This window comes from Plantibacter sp. 2H11-2, assembly GCF_050031945.1.
GTDB classification, from domain to species: domain Bacteria; phylum Actinomycetota; class Actinomycetes; order Actinomycetales; family Microbacteriaceae; genus Plantibacter; species Plantibacter auratus.
The window spans coordinates 300693-319501 of the sequence record NZ_JBNBBL010000001.1; the positions used below are offsets into that span (position 1 = coordinate 300693).

Consider the following 18809-nt stretch of genomic DNA (forward strand, 5'->3'; position numbering starts at 1 on the left):
ACCATGACGAACCACAGCACGCCGCCCACCGGAGCGGAACCGGGGGCACCCGCCCCGCAGGATCCGACGACCCGCTTCTTCGACTGGTGGCGGTCCACCGGTCTCCGTCGCTCGAGCGACTCGTGGCTCGGCGGTGTCGCCGGGGGTGTCGCGGCCCGGCTCGGCCTCGATCCGATGATCGTGCGCGGAGCCCTCATCGTCATCGCGATCCTGGGCGGGCCGGTCCTCTTCGTCTACGCCGCGGGCTGGGCGCTCATCCCCGACCAGCAGGGTCGGATCCACCTCGAGCGTGCGATCCGGGGCGTCTTCGACCCGGCGATCGTCGCGATCGGTATCCTCGCGGTGCTCACCGTCGTGCCGTTCATGCGTGGCCTCTGGTGGGACGGCGTGCCGCATGCGTGGAACCTGCCGGGGTGGCTGGAGTCGACCATGACCGCCGGTTGGGTGATCGCCCTGGTCGCCGCGGCGGTCTGGCTGATCGTGATGTTCTCCCGCCGCGACCCCGGGCGGGCGACTCCGCCTGAGACACCGCCGCAGCGCGACCCGTGGACCAGCGACGCCTCGATCCCGAAGCCGACGGCACCATCGCCCACAGCCTCCCCCTCGGGCGCTGCCGGCTCGGCCCCGGCCTCCCCCGGTGCCGCGAACCCGGTGTCGCTCGCGAAGGCCGATGGTTGGCCTGATGATGCGGGCACAACCGTCCCGCTCCCTGGAACCACCACCGCCACCACCACCGCGTGGGACAGGGCTCCGAGCCAGCAGCGCGGTTGGACGAGTCAGGAGTTCCGGGAGGAGATGAGCCGCCAGCGAGCCGAGCAGCAGGCCGAGCGTGAGACGAAGGCTCGTGAGCGTCGTGCCCAGCACCCTGGAGCGGCCTTCGTGGCGATCACCCTCGGACTGGCGCTGCTCGCCGGTGCCGGCGCGGCCGTCATCGCGGCGAGCGCCGGGTTCTCGATCCCGGTCGTCGTGGTCATCGGGCTCGCCGCAGCGCTCGGTGCGCTCGCCGTCGCGACGATCGTCGCGGGCATCAGCGGACGGGAGAGCGGCTGGCTCGGACTGTTCACCTGGGCCGCCGTGATCTCCTTGCTCGCCACCGGGGTGTTCCCACTCGGCTCCTCCTTCCTGCCGGTCGGACGCACGACCTGGACCGTGACGTCGACGGATGCGGACGACCGACGTGGCTACGTGATGATCGCCGGCCAACCCACGCTCGACCTCGGGGAGCTCGCCGACGACGACGCGTTGCGCGGTGGGACGATCGACGTGTGGATCCTCGCAGGCGAGGTCGACGTGCTCATCCCCGAGGACGTGCCGGTGATCGTCGAGTTCTCAGCGATCGCGGGCACCCTGGAGACGGGACGCGATGGTCGGGACCGGACGGACCGACGCGGCGGAGCCCTGTTCCAGGATGAGGCACGGTACGGACGAACGGCGTCAGGAGACACGACACGGGTACGGGTGTGGACGGTCGCCGGCAGCGCTGTCGTGACCGAGGAAGCGGAGGCGGGACGATGAGCGAGCAGGACGACCGGACCGGAGCGGCGGACATGTCGTCCCCAACCGACGCGGCGACGGGATCGGCTCCGTCGGAGACCGATCAGACGGCCACCACGGAGTCGACCAGAGCGCAGCCGGCCACAGCGCAGACGGCGGATGAGCCGAGGACCGATGCTGGCCCGAAGGATCGAGGCGGTCGACCACCGCGCTTCGGCACGATCCTCTGGGGCGTGCTCCTGCTCGTCTTCGCCGGCGCCATGCTTGTCACCAACCTCACCGAGGTGCGCATCGACCCCCTGGGGTGGATCACCGGGGCGATCATCGCGACCGGGGCCGTCCTCGTCATCGCCGGCATCGCCGCCGCCGTGCGACGTCGGCCCTGACAGCCGTCACGCACAGGACCCCGGCGCGCTCAGGCGTCCGGCTCGTCGGCGGGCAGCAGATCCGGGCGGACCTCGCGGGTCCGCTCGATCTGTTGCTGACGACGCCAGGTGGCGATCGCACCGTGGTTGCCGCTCAGCAGCACCGGCGGTACCGGGAGTCCTCGCCACTCGGCGGGCTTCGTGTAGCTCGGGTACTCGAGGAGCCCGTCTTCGTGCGACTCCTCGACGAGACTCTCGGGGTTGCCGACGACGCCCGGGACGAGCCGACCGATCGCCTCGATCATCGCCATCACGGCCACCTCTCCCCCGTTGAGGACGTAGTCGCCGAGGCTCACCAGGCGGACCCGTGCTCGGCTGGCGGTGTGGTCGAAGACGCGGTGGTCGATGCCCTCGTACCGGCCGCAGCCGAAGACGAGGTGCGGCTCGGCCGCGAGCTCGCGGGCCATGGCCTGAGTGAACACCTCACCCGCAGGAGACGGGAAGATGACCAGCGGCTCCTCCTCGGTGTCGTCACCCAGGATGCCGTCGAGCGCCTCACCCCAAGGCTCCGGCTTCATGACCATGCCGGCTCCCCCGCCGTACGGGGTGTCGTCGACGGTGCGGTGACGGTCGTGCGTCGAATCCCGCAGGTCGTGGACGTCCAACTCGATGAGCCCGCTCTGCTTCGCCTTGCCGAGCAGTGAGAGGTCCAGGGCATCGAAGAAGGTCGGGAAGATCGTGACGATGTCGATGCGCATGAGGAGCAGTCTATTCGCGCGACGGTCGTCGTCCCGGTCGCGCCGGTCAGCCCGACAGTCCGGCCGAGACCTCCTCGTAGCGGTCGACCACGAGGTCGACGATGCCCGGATCGGGAACCTCGCCGAGGTGGAGGAGCGGCGGCGTCACGAGGTCCGCTCCCGCCTCCTCGAGCAGCCGCGCGAAGTAGCCGGGCGCCAGCAGGTAGGTGGCGATGATGACCCGCCCTCGCGGTCGACTCGTTCGAGCCGCGACCACCGCATCGGGCACCGACGGCTGAGCCGCGGAGACGAACGCCGTCTCGACCGGCACCCGCAGTCGCGACTCCAGTCGACGTCCCATGTCGACGCAGTCGGCGACGGCCCTGGCGTCGGTGGACCCGGCCGCTCCGAGCACGATCCGATCATCCGGCGTCACGTGCAGCGCCTCCAGTCGCCTGGCGAGGACCGCTACGAGGCGGTCGTCCGGTCCCATCGCCCGTCCGAGTGCCGTCGGCCGATCCGTCGCCTCGAGGTCCTCGACGAGGTCGACGTGGACGTGGAACCCCGCGGACAGGAGCAACGGCACGACCACCGCGGGCCGCTCGGGCTCGATCGAACCGAGGGTGGCCGGGACGTCGGGCTGCTGGACGTCAACGAAGCCACCGGCGACGTGGAGATCGGCACGCGATCGTCCGACGGCGTCGACGAGCGCGGCGACGGAGGCCTGTCCGATCGGGCAACTCGTCCCGTGGGACACGGCCAGGAGCGCCGGACTCGTCCGCGGACGCGTCTGCGGGCGGCGCACCGCGGTCTCGAGCAAGGTCATGCGTCCTCCCCCAGCTCGATCTCCACGAACCCGCCCACGATGCGGGTGCGGAACGTCTGGAGGAAGAGGTTCGGGTCGGTGAAGCACTCACCCGTGCCGAGGTCGTACACCTGCTTGTGCAACGGTGACGCGATCGTCGGTCGCTCCCCTCGAGAACCGACGATGCCGCGAGCCATCACCGGCGCGGCTGTGTGCGGGTCCCGATGGTCGACGGCGTAGACCTCATCTGCGCCGATGCGGAACACCGCGATCTGCCGGGCGCGGAGCAACGCCACCTCGCCCCAGGAGAGTTCGAGGTCGTCGATGGCGCAGACGCGTCGCCACTCGGCGAGCGCCGTCCGCCCGGTGTGCTCCTGCATCGTGATGCTCATCGTCGGCCTCCTGGTCGTGCGTCGGAGCACCGACGCTACGGGCGGGGTGTTTCGTCGGATCACTCGTGACGTTTCGGTGAGGTGAAACCGACCTCACATCCGCCCGGGCGTCGTGTGCGGTCCTGGACGCGTTCGGGACACATGCGGGCAACGGTCCGGAAACGCCGCGTCAGTACGCTCGCTGGAACACGAGCCGAGGGGGCCCATGATGATCGATCCCACCGCAGGAGATCTGCCGCGTCGCGTCGTCGTGGTCGGCGGCGGCCCGGCGGCACACCGTCTGGTCGATGCCCTGCACAGTCGCGACGCCGGGCGCACCATGCACATCACGGTCGTCTGTGAAGAGCTCCACCGTCCCTACGATCGTGTGGCACTGAGCAAGCGTCTCGACGATGCGGTGATCGACCTCACGCTCGCGCCGACGGGCGTCTGGGACGAGCAGCACGTGTCGCTCCTGCTGGGCGAACGCGCCGAACGGATCGACCGCGAGGCCCGGACGGTGCACACCTCCCTGGGCAGGGTCGTCTCATACGACGAGCTGGTCCTGGCGACCGGCTCCTCGGCACCGGTGCCCGAGATCGACGGTTCGGAACACGCCCTCGTCTACCGGACGATCGACGACGTGGACCTGCTGGTGTCGGAGATCGCGCGCATCGGCTCCCTGCGAGGTCGTCCCGCCCGGGTGATCGTCGCCGGCGGCGGGTTGCTCGGGCTCGAGGCCGCCGGTGGTGCGGCACGGCTCGGTGCTGAGGCGAGCGTCGTGCACTCCGGGTCGTGGCTCATGTCAGCCCAGCTGGACGAGGGAGCCGGTCGAGCCCTCGGGCGCATCATCGGCGGCCAGGGCATCGGTCTGCACTTGGGGACGAGGCCCCGGTCGATCCTGGTGGACGAGCAGGGCGGTGTCTCGGGCGTGAAGTTCTCGAGCGGCCAGCAGGTCGACGTCGACATCGTGGTGTTCGCGATCGGGATCCGCGCCAGGGACGAGCTGGCCCGCGATGCCGGGATCGAGCTCGGTGACCGCGGCGGTGTCGTGATCGGGACGGACTGCAGGACGTCTGCGCCGGGTGTCTGGGCCATCGGCGAGGTCGCCTGCTTCGACGGTCGATGCACCGGTCTCGTCGCACCGGCGAACGCGATGGCCGAGGTCGTCGCGGATCGGCTGCTCGGTGGCGAGGCGGAGTTCACGACCGTCGACGACGCCACGAAACTCAAGCTGTCCGGTGTCGACGTCGCGAGTTTCGGCGACGCGCTCGCGCGCACCGAGCACAGTCTCGAGATCGTGTACGCGGACCCGGCACGCGGGCTGTACCAGAAGCTCGTCATGACGGACGACGCCAAGACCCTCCTGGGCGGGGTCTTCGTCGGCGACGCCTCGCCCTACGCCTCGCTGCGCCCGCTCCTCGGCGCCGAGCTGTCGAGTGAGCCGGCCGCCTACCTGTCGGCGTCAGGGATCGAGGCACCGGCCGGGGACGAGCTCCCCGACGCAGCGCTCGTCTGCGCATGCAACGCCGTCACCGCGGGGACCGTCCGCGACGCGATCGCGGGCGTGCACGGCGAGGCGTGCACCGAGTTGGGGGCGCTCAAGACCTGCTCCCGCGCCGGTACCCAGTGCGGCTCCTGCGTCCCGCTCGTGAAGAAGATCCTCGAGACGGAGCTGACCAAGTCCGGCATCGCCGTCTCGCGCGCACTCTGCGAACACTTCGAGCTGTCTCGGCAGGAGCTGTTCGAGACCATCCGGGTGCTCGGTCTCACCTCCTTCGACGAGATCCTCGCTCGCTACGGCACCGGACGCGGCTGCGACGTGTGCAAGCCGGTGATCGGTTCCATCCTGGCCAGCCAGCAGGGTGGGTACATCCTCGACGGCGGCCGGGGGACGCTGCAGGACACGAACGACCGGGCGCTCGCGAACATGCAGAAGGACGGCACCTACTCCGTGGTCCCCCGGATCCCCGGTGGCGAGATCACACCGCAGAAGCTCGCGGTGATCGCGCAGGTCGCCACCGACTACGGGCTCTACACGAAGATCACGGGCGGTCAACGCATCGACCTGTTCGGCGCGCGCCTCGAACAGCTGCCCGACATCTGGCGCATCCTCGTCGACGCCGGCTTCGAGTCCGGACAGGCGTATGGGAAGTCGCTCCGCAACGTGAAGAGCTGTGTCGGGTCCAGCTGGTGCCGCTTCGGCGTGCAGGACTCCGTGGGCATGGCGGTCCACCTCGAACTCCGGTACCGCGGCCTCCGGGCACCGCACAAGTTCAAGTTCGGGGTGTCGGGGTGCGCGCGCGAGTGCGCTGAAGCACGTGGCAAGGACGTGGGGATCATCGCCACCGAGCAGGGCTGGAACCTGTATGTGGGCGGCAACGGAGGGTTCCAGCCGACCCACGCGCAGCTCCTCGCCGGAGACCTCGACGACGAGACGCTCATCCGGTACATCGACCGTTACCTCATGTACTACATCCGGACGGCGGACCGACTGCAGCGCACCGCCAGGTGGATGGAGGACCTCGACGGCGGACTCGACCACGTGCGGGAGGTCGTCGTCGAGGACTCGCTCGGACTCGCCGCCGAACTCGAACAGGCCATGGCCGCGCATGTGGACGGGTATGAGGACGAGTGGGCGGCGACCCTCGCCGACCCGGAGCGCCTCCGCCGGTTCCGTTCCTTCGTCAACGAGCCGGGCGATGCCGAACCGCGACTCGCGCGGGTCGCGGAGCGAGGCCAGTACCGGCCCGCGACGACGGAGGAGATCGAGCGCGGCGAGGCCGTCTATCTCGCAGGGCCTACCATTCCAGTGAGGGAAGGGGCATAGATGTCGGGTCCAGGCAGGGTCACGCTCGTCGGCGGCGGACCGGGCGATCCCGCGCTGCTGACCGTCGCTGCCGTCGAGGCCCTCCGAGACGCGGACGTGGTCCTCTACGACCGGCTCGCACCCCACGACACCCTCCCCGAGCTCGCCCCGAACGCGCTCCTCGTCGACGTCGGCAAGCGCCCTGGCCATCACCCGATCGGACAGGACGGTATCGAGACCGTCATGGTGCAACACGCGCTCGACGGCGCGGCGGTCGTCCGCCTCAAGGGAGGCGACCCGTACGTCTTCGGGCGCGGCAGCGAGGAAGTCCTGGCCTGCCACCGCGCGGGCGTCCCCGTCCGCGTGATCCCGGGCGTCTCGAGTTCCGTCGCCGTGCCCGCGGCTGCCGGGATCCCCCTCACGCACCGGAACCTGAGTCATCTCTTCACCGTGGTCAGCGGTCATGCGCCGCTCTCCGACGAGGAACATCGTCACCTCGCCGGCCTCGGTGGGACGATCGTCGTCCTCATGGGTGTCGGCACGCTGCCCTCCATCTCCCACGGGCTCCTCACCTCGGGGCTCGCCGCCGACACACCCGTCGCGATCATCGAGCGCGGCTACAGCGAGACCCAGCGCACCACCGTGGCCGACCTCGGGACGATCCTCCACGTCGCCGCGGCCGCCGGCGTGCGGTCACCGGCCGTCATCGTGATCGGCCACGTCGTCGCCTTCGCCTTCGACGGTGACGCCGAGGCTTCGGAACTGCTGGCGCGGGCCGAACGTCTGGGGGCATCGGCGTGACCGACACCACCCCGCCGGCCGCTGACGCCGGCCCGGACGTCACGACCCCGGTCCCGGGATTCCGGGCGGACCAGCTCGAGGGCTTCCGGATCGGGGTGACGAGCGACCGTCGGTCGCAGGACCTCATCGACGCCTTCGAGCGGCGCGGCGCCACCGTCGTGCACGCACCGACGCTGCGGATCGCACACGCACAGCACGACGAACCGCTCATCGACGACACGCACGACATCATCGCCGCGCGCCCCGACGTCCTGCTCGCCACGACCTCGTACGGCATCCGACGCTGGTTCGAGGTCGCCGACGCCGCGGGACTCGGCGACGAACTCCTCGAGGCGCTCGCCGAGACGGCCATCCTCGTCCGTGGTCCCAAGGCACGGGGTGCCATCCGAGCAGCCGGTCTGAACGACGTGGGCATGAGCGACCGCGAGACCACCGCCTCCCTCGTCGACAAGGTCGTCGCCGACTACCCGGCCGGTCTCCGCGTCGCCGTCCAGCTCCACGGGTACACCGACGAGCGCCAGCTCGAACGGCTCCGTGCCGTCCACCAGGAGGTGCACACGGTCGCCCCCTACCGGTGGACGGACCCCGATGCGACCGACGAGCGCGTGCGGCGTCTCGTCGAGGCGATCGTCAGTGGCTCGCTCGACGCGGTCACCTTCACGAGCGCCCCGTCGGTCGTCGCCCTGTTCACGGCCGCGGAGGCACTCGGTCAGGAGGACGCCGTCGTCGACGCCTTCCGTCGCGACGTGCTGTGCGCGGCCGTCGGCCCGGTCACGGCGGCGCCACTGCTCGCCCAGGACATCGAGCCCATCGTCCCCGAGCGGTTCCGCATGGGGGCACTCATCCGGCTGCTGTGCGAGCATCTCGAACAGCACGCGATCCTCCGAGCCGAGACGCTGCACGGCCCGATCGCCATCCGTGGCGCCATCGTGGAGCTGCCCGGCTCGCGGGTCCGGCTCCCCCCGAACTCCCTCGCGCTCCTCCGCGCCCTCGTCCGTGCGAACGGAGCCGTCCTCTCGCGCTCCGCGCTGGCCGACGCGCTGCCCGCAGCCGCGGACCACCACGCGCTCGAAGTACAGATGAGCCGCCTCCGCCAGACGCTCGGCGTCCCCGGACTCATCAACACGATCGTCAAGCGCGGCTACCGCCTCGACGTCTGACGGCGGCCGGTCCGGCTCCTGGACCGCGGGCGGTCATCCGCCTCACCGGGGTGATGAGTGCCTGTGAGCAGGCGGTGATCCAGGTGTTACCTCGCGGGTGGGGCCCCGAAACACGGCGTCGGTAGCTTCGGAGACAGCACACGTCCCGTCCCGCTTCACCGAACGCTCGGAGCAGCCATGACCACGAACCTCGAAGCAGCCGACGCCCCACCGACCACGGCGACACCGACCGTCACCCCGGTCGCACTGACCCACCGCCCCGGTCGTTGGATCGACGGGTGGAACCCCGAGGACAGCGCGTTCTGGGACAGGGAGGGCCGCGGCATCGCCGGGCGGAACCTCCGGTGGTCGATCTTCGCGGAGTTCCTCGGCTTCGTGGTCTGGCAGCTCTGGAGCATCGTCGTCGTCATGCTCCCGACGGCCGGGTTCTCGTTCTCCACGGCCGAGACCTTTTGGCTCATCTCGATGCCGAGCCTCGTCGGTGCGACCCTCAGGTTCCCGTACTCGTTCATGGTCCCGCGCTTCGGCGGGCGGAACTGGACGATCATCTCGGCGGGGCTGCTCCTCATCCCGTCCATCGCGCTCGCGCTGTGTGTAGGCAATCCGGACACCCCGTTCGGCGTCATGCTCGTCGTCGCCGGACTCGCCGGGTTCGGCGGTGGCAACTTCGCCAGCTCCATGTCCAACATCACCTACTTCTACCCGCAGCGGGAGAAGGGCTGGGCGCTCGGGCTGAACGCGGCGGGCGGCAACCTCGGAGCAGCGGTCGCGCAGTTCGTCGTCCCCATCGCGGTCACCGTCGGAGCCGCCGCCACCCTCAACCTGAGTCTCGCCGGATGGATCTGGGTCCCCTTCATCCTCCTCGCGATGTTCGGTGCCTACCGCTACATGGACAACCTGTCGTCAGCGAAGGCGGACCTCCGCGGATCCGCCGCCGCGCTGCGGGAACCGCACCTCTGGCTCCTCGCACTCCTGTACATCGGCACCTTCGGCTCGTTCATCGGCTTCGCGAGTGTGTTCCCCAAGCTCATCGCGGACCAGTTCCCCGACTTCTCCTCCTTCGCCGTCGGTTCCGCGTCGATCTCGCTCGCGTTCCTCGGAGCCCTGATCGGTTCCCTGGCACGCCCCTTCGGTGGGCGTCTCGCCGACCGCTTCGGTGGGGCCGTCGTCACGATGAGTGCGTTCGCCGTCATGGCCCTGGGAGCGCTCGCGGTGCTGTGGACCCTGCCGCTGGCGAACTTCTGGCTGTTCCTCGGCTGCTTCCTGCTCCTGTTCGTCGCCGCCGGTGTCGGGAACGGCTCGACGTACCGCATGATCCCGAGCGTCTTCGCGGCGCGATCCGGCCTGCGCGACGCCCACCACCGCAGCGGCGACGTCGGGACGCAGCGCAAGGCCGCCGCCGCGCTCGGGCTCATCTCCGCGATCGGTGCCTACGGCGGCTTCGTCATCCCACAGATCCTCGGGCTCTCGCACGGCGCGACCGGTAGCTACTCGGCCGCGTTCATCGGCTTCATCGGCGCGTATGTCGTCCTGTTCGCGGTCACCTTCCTCGTCTACTTCCGCAAGAACGCGTCACTCGCCGGCCAACGACTGTGAGCCGTCGCTCCACCCGCTCCTGACCGAAGGACCACGCATGCCTCGTCCCACCGCCCCGGTGACCGACACCCACTGCCCGTACTGCGCGTTGCAGTGCGCGATGTCCCTCACCCGAACGACGGCGGTGGACGGGGTCGCTCCGAGGCTCCCGGTCGACGTCGCCGGGCGGGACTTCCCGACGAACCGGGGCGGCCTCTGCAAGAAGGGGTGGACGTCGGCCGAGCTCCTCGCGCGGGGCGATCGCCTCACGACCCCCTTGGTGCGCGACGCCACCGGTGAGCTGGTCGAGACGAGCTGGGATGCGGCCCTCGACCTCGTCGCATCGACCATCCTCCGCATCCGTGGTGAGCGCGGGGCGGACGCGATCGGAGTCTTCGGAGGCGGTGGCCTCACGAACGAGAAGGCCTACCAGCTGGGCAAGTTCGCCAGGATCGCGATCGGGACGAGCCGGATCGACTACAACGGCCGGTTCTGCATGTCCTCCGCCGCGGCAGCGGGCAACCGTGCGTTCGGGATCGACCGGGGGCTGCCGTTCCCACTGGAGGACCTCGACGGTGCGTCGACCGTCCTCCTCCTCGGATCCAACGTCGCGGAGACGATGCCCCCGTTCATCGGTCATCTCGTCGGTGCTCAGGCCTCCGGTGGCCTCATCGTGGTCGATCCGCGCCGCTCGGCCACCGCGCGACTCACCGAGACCGGTCGTGGACTCCACGTGCAGCCCGCGCCCGGGACGGATCTGGTCCTGCTCCTGGGGCTCACGCACATCGTCCTCGCCGAAGGGCTCGCAGACGAGGCCTACCTGGCCGAGCGCACGACCGGGCTGGACGGCCTGCGCCGCAGCGTGAGCGCGTGGTGGCCGGAACGCGTCCAATCCGTGACCGGCGTGCCGGCGCCGGTCCTCCGAGACGTGGCTCGTCGGCTCGCCGCCTCGGACGGCACCTACATCCTCACCGGTCGCGGCGTCGAGCAGCATGTCGACGGCACCGACACGGCCACCGCCGCCATCAACCTCGCACTCGTGCTCGGACTACCGGGCCGGCCGGGATCGGGCTACGGCACGCTCACCGGCCAGGGCAACGGCCAGGGCGGTCGCGAACACGGTCAGAAGTGCGACCAACTGCCCGGGTACCGCAAGATCACGGATCCGGAAGCCCGCCGTCACGTCGCCGAGGTATGGGGTGTGCCGGTCGAATCGATCCCCGGCCCCGGGCTGCCGGCCGTCGCCCTCCTCAACCGTCTCGGTGAACCGGAGGGCGTGCACGCCCTCCTGGTCCACGGCTCGAACGTCGTCGTATCCGCTCCGAACGTGCAGACGGTCCGGGACGGACTCGGCCGCCTCGAGCTGCTCGTCGTCTGCGACTTCTTCCTGTCGGAGACCGCCGCGCTCGCGGACGTCGTCCTCCCGACGACGCAGTGGGCGGAGGAGGAAGGCACTATGACCTCGCTGGAGGGGCGAGTGATCCGCCGCCGGCGGGCGCTCGATGCTCCGGTCGGCGTCCGCAGCGAGCTCTGGATCATGCACGAACTCGCCCGTCGTCTCGATGCTCCGGGCCGATTCGAGCTGGACCCGTCGATCGTGTTCGACGAGTTGGCGGCCGCATCCGCCGGAGGGATCGCCGACTACTCGGGGCTGAGCCACGCCCTGCTCGACACCGGTCTCGCCGCGCACTGGCCCTTCCCCGTCGGCAGCGGCGGCACGCCCCGGCTGTTCTCGGAACGGTTCGCACACGACGACGGTCTCGCCCGGATCGTCCCGGTCCGCCCTGCGAGGCCATCGGAGTCGCCGGAGACCGGGGAGGAACTCACCCTGACGACCGGACGCCTCCTCGAGCACTACCAGTCGGGCACCCAGACCCGCCGCGTCCCCGAGCTCGACGATGCTCGCCCCGAGGTCTTCGTCCAGGTCCACCCCGCGACGGCGGCACGACTCGGCATCGTCGAGGGCGGAATGGTCGAGGTGTCGAACCGTCGGGGCGCGCTGACGGTCCGAGCCCGTGTCGACGGCGGGATCCGTCACGACACCGTCTTCCTGCCGTTCCACTACCCGGGCGACGCGTCGGCGAACCTCCTGACACAGGACGCGGTCGATCCGATCTCCGGGATGCCGGACTTCAAGCGCGCGGTGGTGCGGCTGCGCCCGGCCGCTGGCGCACCACTGCCGGAAGCCACAGCGCCCGGAGCCCTCCGATGAGTCCGCGACCAGGTCGCGCACTCCGCATCGTCGTGATCGGATTCGGCCCGGTCGGTGCGCGATTCGCCGAGGAGGTCGCCCCCGGCGTGAGGGACGGCTCGATCCAGATGACCGTGGTCGGGCAGGAACCGGTCGACGCGTACAACCGGGTGCTGGTCGCCGATCACGCGGTCGGCTCGACCGGACTCGCCGACATGATGCTCGTCAGTGCCGAGGACCTCGCCCTGGACGGTATCCGTGTCCTGCGCGGCACGACCGCGATGCAGATCGATCGCGAGACGCGGACCGTCGAACTCGACACCGGGGAGACGCTCCCCTACGACCGCCTCGTCTTGGCGACGGGTGCGCGCGCGAACGTTCCGACACTCGACGGCGTCGATCGACGGAAGCGGGACCTCCCGGCGCTCGAGAAGTACGGACGGTCGTTGCTGCTGTCCGACCACGACCTCCCCCGCGGCGTCTGCACCCTGCGTGACCTCGCGGACGCCGACGCCGTCGCCGAGGTCGTCCGATCGGGCGGCCGGATCGTCGTCCTGGGTGCCGGTGTCCTGGGACTGGAGCTCGCGCTCTCCGCCGCGCGCGCCGGCGCCGACGTGGTCGTCGTCCACCACGGCCCCACCCCGATGCCGCGGAACCTCGACCGCGGCGGCGGCTCCGTGCTCGCCGCGGCGCTCCGGGCAGCGGGAGTGGAGGTCATCGCACACAGCCGCGCCGAGGCGGTCGGTCATCGCAACGACCCCGCGGGCGGGAGGCACTTCGATGCGCTGATCACCGCTGACGGGAAACGGATCACCGGCGATCTGCTCGTCCTGTCGTGCGGGGTGAGCGCACGCTCCGATCTGGCGATCCTCGCCGGGGTCCGTGTCGGCTCAGGCGTGCTCGTCGGCGAAGACCTCAGCAGCTGGTCGGACGAACGGATCTTCGCCATCGGCGATTGCGCGCACGTGCTGGCGCCGACACCGGAGCTGCGCAGCGAGCGCATCGTCCCCGGCGGCCCGTCGGGGCTCATCGGCCCAGGATGGCGGCAGGCCGAGTGGCTCGCCGCTCGATTCCTGATCGAGGCCGCGGCCGGCGGACCACCGCTCGAGCTGGGTCCACCACCGGTCGAGCGGGCGAGCACCGTCGCACTCAAGGCCGAGCGGGTCGACGTCGTCGCGGTCGGCGACGTCCAGGCCGAGCCCTGGGACGTCGAGTCGACGACCGCTGACGGGTGCAGCGTGCATCCGGCCGCTCCGCGCAGCGTCTCGGTGTGGGCGGACCCCGACCACGGCCGCTACGTCAAGATGATCACCCGCGCCGGGGTCCTGACCGCCTTCGTCTGCATCGGTATGCCGCGAACTGCGGCCGAGCTGACGCTCCTGTACGACGGGGGCGGCGAACTGCCGGCGGATCGCTCGGTCCTCCTCCGGCTCGACGGGCCGGACGCGATCGGTGGTGCCTCCGCCGATGCGTTCGCCCCCTCGACGACCGTCTGCACGTGCAACGGCGTGACGGTCGGCAGGATCATGGATGCCGCGCAATCGGGCAGTACCACGGTCGCCTGCATTGGCAAGGCAACCCGCGCCGGTACCGGCTGCGGTGGGTGCACCGGCCGGATCGCCGCGGTCCTCGAGCGGGTCGCGGACGGTGATCGTCAGAGCGAGCCGGTACCGGCGTGATCTGCCGGAGACGACGACGGAGGCGCCGGTTGCACGCAACCGACGCCTCCGTCGTGGGTGTTCCGAGCCGGGAGAACCGACTCGGAACGCGATCTACTGCTCCGGCTGCGACGCTCCGGTGTCGTCCTGAGCCTCGTCGGAGGCCTCGGATTCGGCTGGGCCGGCCGTCGTCGTCTCGGGGGCGTCGTCGGCCTCCGGGAGTTCCTCGAACAAACCGGTTGGCGGCGTGACCGTGACGATCCCGGCAGCGATGTCGACCGTGGGGACGATCGCCTTCACGAACGGGACCATGACCTCGCCGTCGCCGGTCTTCACGATCAGGAGGTCCTGAGCCGGGAAGTGGTCGACGCGAGCGACGGTACCGACGGCGACGCCGTCGCGGTGCACGGCCAACCCGACGAGCTGGTGGTCGTACCACGCGTCGTCGTCGACCGGTAGCTCGGTGGGGTCCTGCTCCACCCAGAGGATCGCCTTCACGAGGGTCTCCGCCTCACTGCGATCGGAGATGCCGACGAAGAAGGCGACCGGCTGGCTGTTGTACCAGCGCAGTTCGATGAGCTCGAGCGTCTTGCCGCGCCACTTCGATCCTGCGGGGACCTGGAGCGTGAACGTCGCGCCCGGGGTGAACCGGTGCTCCGGCTCATCCGTGTAGAGCTCGACCTTCAGGGCGCCCTTCAGGCCATGGGCTTTCGTGAGCCGACCGACCCGCAACTGGGTCTTCGGCTCCGTCTCGTCCGCCACCTACGCGCTGGCGCCGGAGGCGTCCGTGTCGACCACGTCGACTCGGACCCGCCGACCGTCTGCCAGCGCTGCCACGAGGGTGCGCAGGGCTTTGGCCGTCCGGCCGGCACGACCGATTACCCGGCCGAGGTCCTCGGGGTTCACACGAACCTCGAGGACCTCGCCACGGGCGGAGTTCTGTGCCGTGACGCGAACGTCATCCGGGTGATCGACGATCCCCTTGACGAGATGTTCGAGCGCGGGAGCGAGCAAGACTACGCCTGCTCTGCTTCAGCGGCGTCGGCAGCGGGCGCCTCGGCCTCGGCCGGGGCAGCCTTGGCCGCGGGGGCCTCAGCCTTCGGCTTGAGGACGGGCTTCTTCTTCTCGTCGGCGACGAAGGCGGCCTTCGGCTCCTTGACGCGGACGGTGCTCACGGCGTCCTTGTCGCCCTTGAACTTGCCCCAGTCACCGGTGAGCTTGAGAAGTGCTGCGACCTGCTCGGTCGGCTGGGCGCCGACGCTGAGCCAGTACTGCGCACGCTCGGAGTCGACCTCGATGAACGAGGGCTCCTCGGTGGGGTGGTACTTGCCGATCTCCTCGATGACACGACCGTCGCGCTTCGTGCGCGAGTCTGCGACGACGATGCGGTAGTACGGCGCACGGATCTTGCCGAGACGCTTGAGACGGATTTTGACAGCCACGATTCTCCTGAATGATGTGATGTTTGATGTGCTCGCTGCCGAAAGGTGGGGCCACACGCTCGACGCGAAAACTGTGGTTGCTGCGGGCGTCGGATAGAGGGTCGAACTCCGCGCAGACTCAACTCTCTATTCTGCCAGACATCGGGCGATCTGGGTAATCCGGCGACACCGATACCGGATGACCCCTCCACCCCGTGTGAAGATGGGCTGGCGCGCGGCATCCGGCCGCGCCCTGCGGGAGGTCGACGCCAATGCCCATCGAGTTCGCCAGATCCGAGCGTTCGACCGTCGGCCTCGAATGGGAGGTCGCCCTCGTCGACCGCGACACCGGCGATCTCGTCGGCGCAGCGGACACCGTCCTGTCGGAACTCCGCCCGAGCGACGGTTCCGATCATCCGCAGATCACCAACGAGCTGCTGCTCAACACCGTCGAACTCGTCTCGGGTGTGCACCACACGGTCCCCGAGGCGATCGCGGACCTCGAAGGCCAGCTGGCCGAGGTGCGGGCGATCACGGATCCGATGGGCGTCGAACTCATCTGCAGCGGTTCGCACCCGTTCGGCCAGTGGTACGACCAGCAGGTCACTGACAAGCCCCGCTACCACAAGCTCATCGACCGCACCCAGTGGTGGGGTCGCAACATGATGATCTGGGGCGTGCACGCGCACGTCGGCGTCGAGACGGTCGACAAGGTCCTCCCGATCATGAACGGGCTGCTGACCTATCTGCCCCACCTCCAGGCGCTGTCGGCGTCCAGCCCCTACTGGGGCGGGGTCGACACCGGGTACGCGTCGAACCGCGCGCTCATGTTCCAGCAGCTCCCGACGGCGGGCCTCCCCTACCAGCTCTCGGACTGGGAGCAGTTCGAGGCCTACGTCGACGACATGACGGTGACCGGCATCATCGAGGACCACACCGAGGTCCGCTGGGACGTTCGACCGTCGCCGCAGTGGGGCACGGTGGAGATGCGCGCGTGCGACGGAGCGTCGACCGTCGCGGAGTTCGGCGCCCTCGCCTCGCTCATCCACTGCCTCACCGAGCACCTGTCCGACCGCCTCGACGCCGGAGAGCGCCTGCAGACCCTGCAGCCGTGGTACGTCCGCGAGAACAAGTGGCGTGCGGCGCGGTACGGCCTGGACGCCGAGATCATCCTCGACTCCTCGGGCCACGAGCGCCTCGTGACCGACGACCTGCACGACCTGCTCGACACCCTCGCGCCGGTCGCTCGCCGGCTCGGCTGTGCGGACGAACTGGCGAGCATCGCCACGATCATCGAGCACGGCGCGAGCTACCAGCGACAGCTCGCCGTCGCCCACGCGAACGGCGGCAGCCTGCAGGCGGTCGTGAGCTCGCTCGCGAAGGAGCTGCGACACGGGGTCCAGCCCTCCGCCTGACGAGGCGGCGTCACTCAGCGCGGTCGAGCGTCCCGATCCGCGTGCCGGCGTCGTCGGTCACGGTCAGGCGCCCGCCGTCGTCCGAGAGCGTCGCCTGTGCGATCCCCCGTAGCCAGGTGTCGACGCCCGGACACGCCATCAGGGTGCTCGCGACGTCGGAGACGACGACCGCGTCGTCCTCGGCGCGCCAGGAGCCGGAGAGGCTGTTGCAGCCGTCCGAACCACTCACGCGACCGTCGTCGGTGAACACCAGGTGCGGGTCGGCCGCGCCGGTCCCCTCACCCCAGGTGCCCAGGACGCGTTCGCCCGGAGACGGAGCGGAGCACCCGGCGAGCATGCCCGCGGCCAGGACGACTGCGACGACCGAAGCCGCTGTCCTCAGCGCGCGCATACCACCTCCGCTCGACTCAGCGACCCAGGAACTTCTGCAGCTCGGCGAGCTCCGCCTCGGTCGGGGCTGCCGATCCCGACGACGAACCGCCGCCGAGGCCGAATCCAGCGCCCGTAGCGGCAGCCTGCGTCTCGACGGCACCGGCGTTCTCCGCCGCGCGCTTGGCCGGGTTGCCTGAGCGGGAACCCTTCTTCTTGGCCTGCGGCTTCGGTCGGTTCGTCCGTGCACCGGGGACCGGACCCATCCCGGGGATGTTCGGCACGCCACCCTTGGCGACGGTCTTCATCATCTTGGCCGCCTGCTCGAAGCGGTTGACGAGGGCGTTGACCTCGGTGACGGTCATGCCGGAACCCTTGGCGATGCGCAGGCGCCGGGATCCGTTGAGGATCTTCGGGTTCGTGCGCTCGGCCGTGGTCATCGACTGGATGATGGCCTCGGTGCGGACGATCTCGCGCTCGTCGAAGTTCTGGAGCTGCTCCTTCATCTGCCCCATGCCGGGGAGCATGCCCATCATCTTCTTGATGGAACCCATGCCGCGCAGCTGCTGCATCTGCTTGAGGAAGTCGTCGAGCGTGAAGGAGTCGGTCGCGAACTTCTCCGCGACCTTGCGCGCCTCCTCCTCGTCGAAGTTCTGCTGCGCCTGCTCGATGAGGGTGAGGATGTCACCGAGGTCGAGGATCCGGCTCGCCATGCGGTCGGGGTGGAACGGCTCGAAGTCGTCGAGACCCTCACCGGTCGACGCGAACATGATGGGGCGTCCGGTGACCGAGGCGATCGAGAGTGCCGCACCACCGCGGGCGTCGCCGTCGAGCTTCGAGAGCACCACACCGGTGAAGTCGACGCCGTCGAGGAAGGCCTTGGCCGTCGCGACCGCGTCCTGACCGATCATCGCGTCGATGACGAAGAGGACCTCGTCGGGATCGACCGCCTTGCGGATGTTCGACGCCTGCTTCATGAGCTCGGCGTCGACGCCGAGTCGTCCGGCGGTGTCGACGATGACGGTGTCGTAGAGCTTCTGCTCGGCGAACCGGACGCCGTCGCGGGCGACCTTGACCGGGTCGCCGACCCCGTTGCCGGGCTCGGGAGCGTAGACGGGGACGCCCGCCTGCTCTCCGACGACCTGGAGCTGGTTGACGGCGTTGGGGCGCTGGAGGTCGGACGCGACGAGGAGCGGCGTGTGGCCGTCCTTCTTGAGCCACTTGGCGAGCTTGCCCGCGAGTGTCGTCTTTCCGGCGCCCTGGAGCCCGGCGAGCATGATGACGGTCGGCGGCTTCTTCGCGAACTCGAGACGCCGCTGCTGTCCGCCGAGGATCGTGACGAGCTCGTCGTTGACGATCTGGACGACCTGCTGCGCCGGGTTGAGCGCCTTGCTCACCTCGTCGCCGAGGGCACGTTCGCGCACGCGACCCGTGAAGTCCTTGACGACGTCGAGTGCGACGTCCGCGTCGAGGAGGGCGCGACGGATCTCGCGGACGGTGCCGTCGACATCGGCCGCGGAGAGCTTGCCCTTGGTGCGGAGGTTCTTGAACGTATCCGCGAGGCGGTCAGAGAGTGTGCCGAACGTTGCCATGATCCCTCCAGTTTAGGGCAGACCGCGGCGCGAGCCGGTCGAACGT

The 18809-nt window shown here is 70.0% G+C and carries 17 protein-coding genes; 9 read left to right on the forward strand and 8 right to left on the reverse strand.

What is annotated here, in order from left to right:
* Nucleotides 1-3 precede the first annotated feature (3 nt).
* Entirely contained in the window at nucleotides 4-1515 is a 1512-nt protein-coding gene (locus tag ACQG07_RS01365; RefSeq protein ID WP_426736949.1) for a PspC domain-containing protein, read from the forward strand.
* The gene (locus ACQG07_RS01370; protein ID WP_426736950.1) at nucleotides 1512-1880 is read left to right on the forward strand and encodes a hypothetical protein; all 369 of its coding nucleotides are present in this window, start codon (nucleotides 1512-1514) and stop codon (nucleotides 1878-1880) included. Before ACQG07_RS01365 ends, ACQG07_RS01370 begins: the two co-directional genes overlap by 4 nt.
* A gap of 29 nt (nucleotides 1881-1909) precedes the next feature.
* Here the strand turns inward: ACQG07_RS01370 and trmD are convergent, their stop codons facing one another.
* Genes trmD through nirD form a run of 3 tightly spaced genes read right to left on the reverse strand, consistent with a single transcriptional unit; the run spans nucleotide 1910 to nucleotide 3793 of the window.
* Nucleotides 1910-2617, reverse strand: coding sequence for a tRNA (guanosine(37)-N1)-methyltransferase TrmD (trmD, locus tag ACQG07_RS01375; protein ID WP_085510627.1), 708 nt, complete (start codon nucleotides 2615-2617; stop codon nucleotides 1910-1912).
* 46 nt (nucleotides 2618-2663) lie between these two features.
* Entirely contained in the window at nucleotides 2664-3422 is a 759-nt protein-coding gene (locus ACQG07_RS01380) for a sirohydrochlorin chelatase (RefSeq protein WP_426736951.1), read from the reverse strand.
* Nucleotides 3419-3793: a nitrite reductase small subunit NirD gene (gene nirD, locus ACQG07_RS01385; protein ID WP_079705654.1), complete on the reverse strand. Its 375-nt coding sequence runs from the start codon at nucleotides 3791-3793 to the stop codon at nucleotides 3419-3421. The genes ACQG07_RS01380 and nirD overlap by 4 nt, the downstream gene beginning before the upstream one ends.
* Nucleotides 3794-3998: 205 nt before the next feature.
* Between nirD and nirB the strand changes: the two genes are divergently transcribed.
* The 6 genes from nirB to ACQG07_RS01415 all read left to right on the forward strand — a co-directional run bounded on the left by nirB (nucleotide 3999) and on the right by ACQG07_RS01415 (nucleotide 13987).
* Nucleotides 3999-6602, forward strand: coding sequence for a nitrite reductase large subunit NirB (nirB, locus tag ACQG07_RS01390; RefSeq protein WP_425313583.1), 2604 nt, complete (start codon nucleotides 3999-4001; stop codon nucleotides 6600-6602).
* The gene (cobA, locus tag ACQG07_RS01395) at nucleotides 6603-7382 is read left to right on the forward strand and encodes a uroporphyrinogen-III C-methyltransferase (RefSeq protein ID WP_121290213.1); all 780 of its coding nucleotides are present in this window, start codon (nucleotides 6603-6605) and stop codon (nucleotides 7380-7382) included. It begins immediately after the preceding gene.
* Nucleotides 7379-8542, forward strand: a complete 1164-nt coding sequence (locus ACQG07_RS01400; protein WP_274499744.1) for a uroporphyrinogen-III synthase — start codon at nucleotides 7379-7381, stop codon at nucleotides 8540-8542. Before cobA ends, ACQG07_RS01400 begins: the two co-directional genes overlap by 4 nt.
* Nucleotides 8543-8719: 177 nt before the next feature.
* Entirely contained in the window at nucleotides 8720-10138 is a 1419-nt protein-coding gene (locus tag ACQG07_RS01405; protein WP_086473566.1) for an MFS transporter, read from the forward strand.
* A 37-nt stretch (nucleotides 10139-10175) separates the two neighbouring features.
* Nucleotides 10176-12329: a molybdopterin oxidoreductase family protein gene (locus ACQG07_RS01410; RefSeq protein ID WP_426736952.1), complete on the forward strand. Its 2154-nt coding sequence runs from the start codon at nucleotides 10176-10178 to the stop codon at nucleotides 12327-12329.
* Entirely contained in the window at nucleotides 12326-13987 is a 1662-nt protein-coding gene (locus tag ACQG07_RS01415; protein WP_426736953.1) for an FAD-dependent oxidoreductase, read from the forward strand. Before ACQG07_RS01410 ends, ACQG07_RS01415 begins: the two co-directional genes overlap by 4 nt.
* 93 nt (nucleotides 13988-14080) lie before the next feature.
* Here ACQG07_RS01415 and rimM read toward each other — a convergent pair whose 3' ends face one another.
* The 3 genes from rimM to rpsP are packed head-to-tail and all read right to left on the reverse strand — an operon-like array spanning nucleotide 14081 to nucleotide 15408.
* Complete coding sequence (gene rimM, locus ACQG07_RS01420; RefSeq protein WP_236555410.1) at nucleotides 14081-14728, reverse strand: ribosome maturation factor RimM; 648 nt, start codon at nucleotides 14726-14728, stop codon at nucleotides 14081-14083.
* Complete coding sequence (locus ACQG07_RS01425) at nucleotides 14729-14980, reverse strand: RNA-binding protein (protein ID WP_064296312.1); 252 nt, start codon at nucleotides 14978-14980, stop codon at nucleotides 14729-14731.
* A 2-nt stretch (nucleotides 14981-14982) separates the two neighbouring features.
* On the reverse strand, nucleotides 14983-15408 hold the full coding sequence (gene rpsP, locus ACQG07_RS01430) for a 30S ribosomal protein S16 (RefSeq protein ID WP_064296311.1): 426 nt from the start codon (nucleotides 15406-15408) through the stop codon (nucleotides 14983-14985).
* Nucleotides 15409-15659: 251 nt separating this feature from the next.
* On the opposite strand from rpsP, the gene ACQG07_RS01435 reads away from it, so the two are divergent.
* Nucleotides 15660-16802: a glutamate--cysteine ligase gene (locus tag ACQG07_RS01435; protein ID WP_064296310.1), complete on the forward strand. Its 1143-nt coding sequence runs from the start codon at nucleotides 15660-15662 to the stop codon at nucleotides 16800-16802.
* Nucleotides 16803-16812: 10 nt separating this feature from the next.
* Here ACQG07_RS01435 and ACQG07_RS01440 read toward each other — a convergent pair whose 3' ends face one another.
* Both ACQG07_RS01440 and ffh read right to left on the reverse strand, forming a co-directional pair.
* Nucleotides 16813-17193 carry an META domain-containing protein gene (locus tag ACQG07_RS01440; RefSeq protein WP_079705647.1) on the reverse strand — a complete coding sequence of 127 codons (381 nt, stop codon included), beginning with the start codon at nucleotides 17191-17193 and terminating at the stop codon, nucleotides 16813-16815.
* Between the two features lie 16 nt (nucleotides 17194-17209).
* Nucleotides 17210-18763 carry a signal recognition particle protein gene (gene ffh / locus ACQG07_RS01445; protein WP_064296308.1) on the reverse strand — a complete coding sequence of 518 codons (1554 nt, stop codon included), beginning with the start codon at nucleotides 18761-18763 and terminating at the stop codon, nucleotides 17210-17212.
* Nucleotides 18764-18809 lie beyond the last annotated feature (46 nt).

Coding starts and splice junctions, on each gene's coding strand:
- ffh (WP_064296308.1), bottom strand. CDS start 18,763: ATGGCAACGTTCGGCACACTCTCTGACCGCCTCGCGGATACGTTCAAG.
- ACQG07_RS01380 (WP_426736951.1), bottom strand. CDS start 3,422: ATGACCTTGCTCGAGACCGCGGTGCGCCGCCCGCAGACGCGTCCGCGG.
- ACQG07_RS01415 (WP_426736953.1), top strand. CDS start 12,326: ATGAGTCCGCGACCAGGTCGCGCACTCCGCATCGTCGTGATCGGATTC.
- ACQG07_RS01405 (WP_086473566.1), top strand. CDS start 8,720: ATGACCACGAACCTCGAAGCAGCCGACGCCCCACCGACCACGGCGACA.
- ACQG07_RS01440 (WP_079705647.1), bottom strand. CDS start 17,193: ATGCGCGCGCTGAGGACAGCGGCTTCGGTCGTCGCAGTCGTCCTGGCC.
- trmD (WP_085510627.1), bottom strand. CDS start 2,617: ATGCGCATCGACATCGTCACGATCTTCCCGACCTTCTTCGATGCCCTG.
- ACQG07_RS01410 (WP_426736952.1), top strand. CDS start 10,176: ATGCCTCGTCCCACCGCCCCGGTGACCGACACCCACTGCCCGTACTGC.
- ACQG07_RS01435 (WP_064296310.1), top strand. CDS start 15,660: ATGCCCATCGAGTTCGCCAGATCCGAGCGTTCGACCGTCGGCCTCGAA.
- cobA (WP_121290213.1), top strand. CDS start 6,603: ATGTCGGGTCCAGGCAGGGTCACGCTCGTCGGCGGCGGACCGGGCGAT.
- nirB (WP_425313583.1), top strand. CDS start 3,999: ATGATGATCGATCCCACCGCAGGAGATCTGCCGCGTCGCGTCGTCGTG.
- nirD (WP_079705654.1), bottom strand. CDS start 3,793: ATGAGCATCACGATGCAGGAGCACACCGGGCGGACGGCGCTCGCCGAG.
- ACQG07_RS01370 (WP_426736950.1), top strand. CDS start 1,512: ATGAGCGAGCAGGACGACCGGACCGGAGCGGCGGACATGTCGTCCCCA.
- ACQG07_RS01365 (WP_426736949.1), top strand. CDS start 4: ATGACGAACCACAGCACGCCGCCCACCGGAGCGGAACCGGGGGCACCC.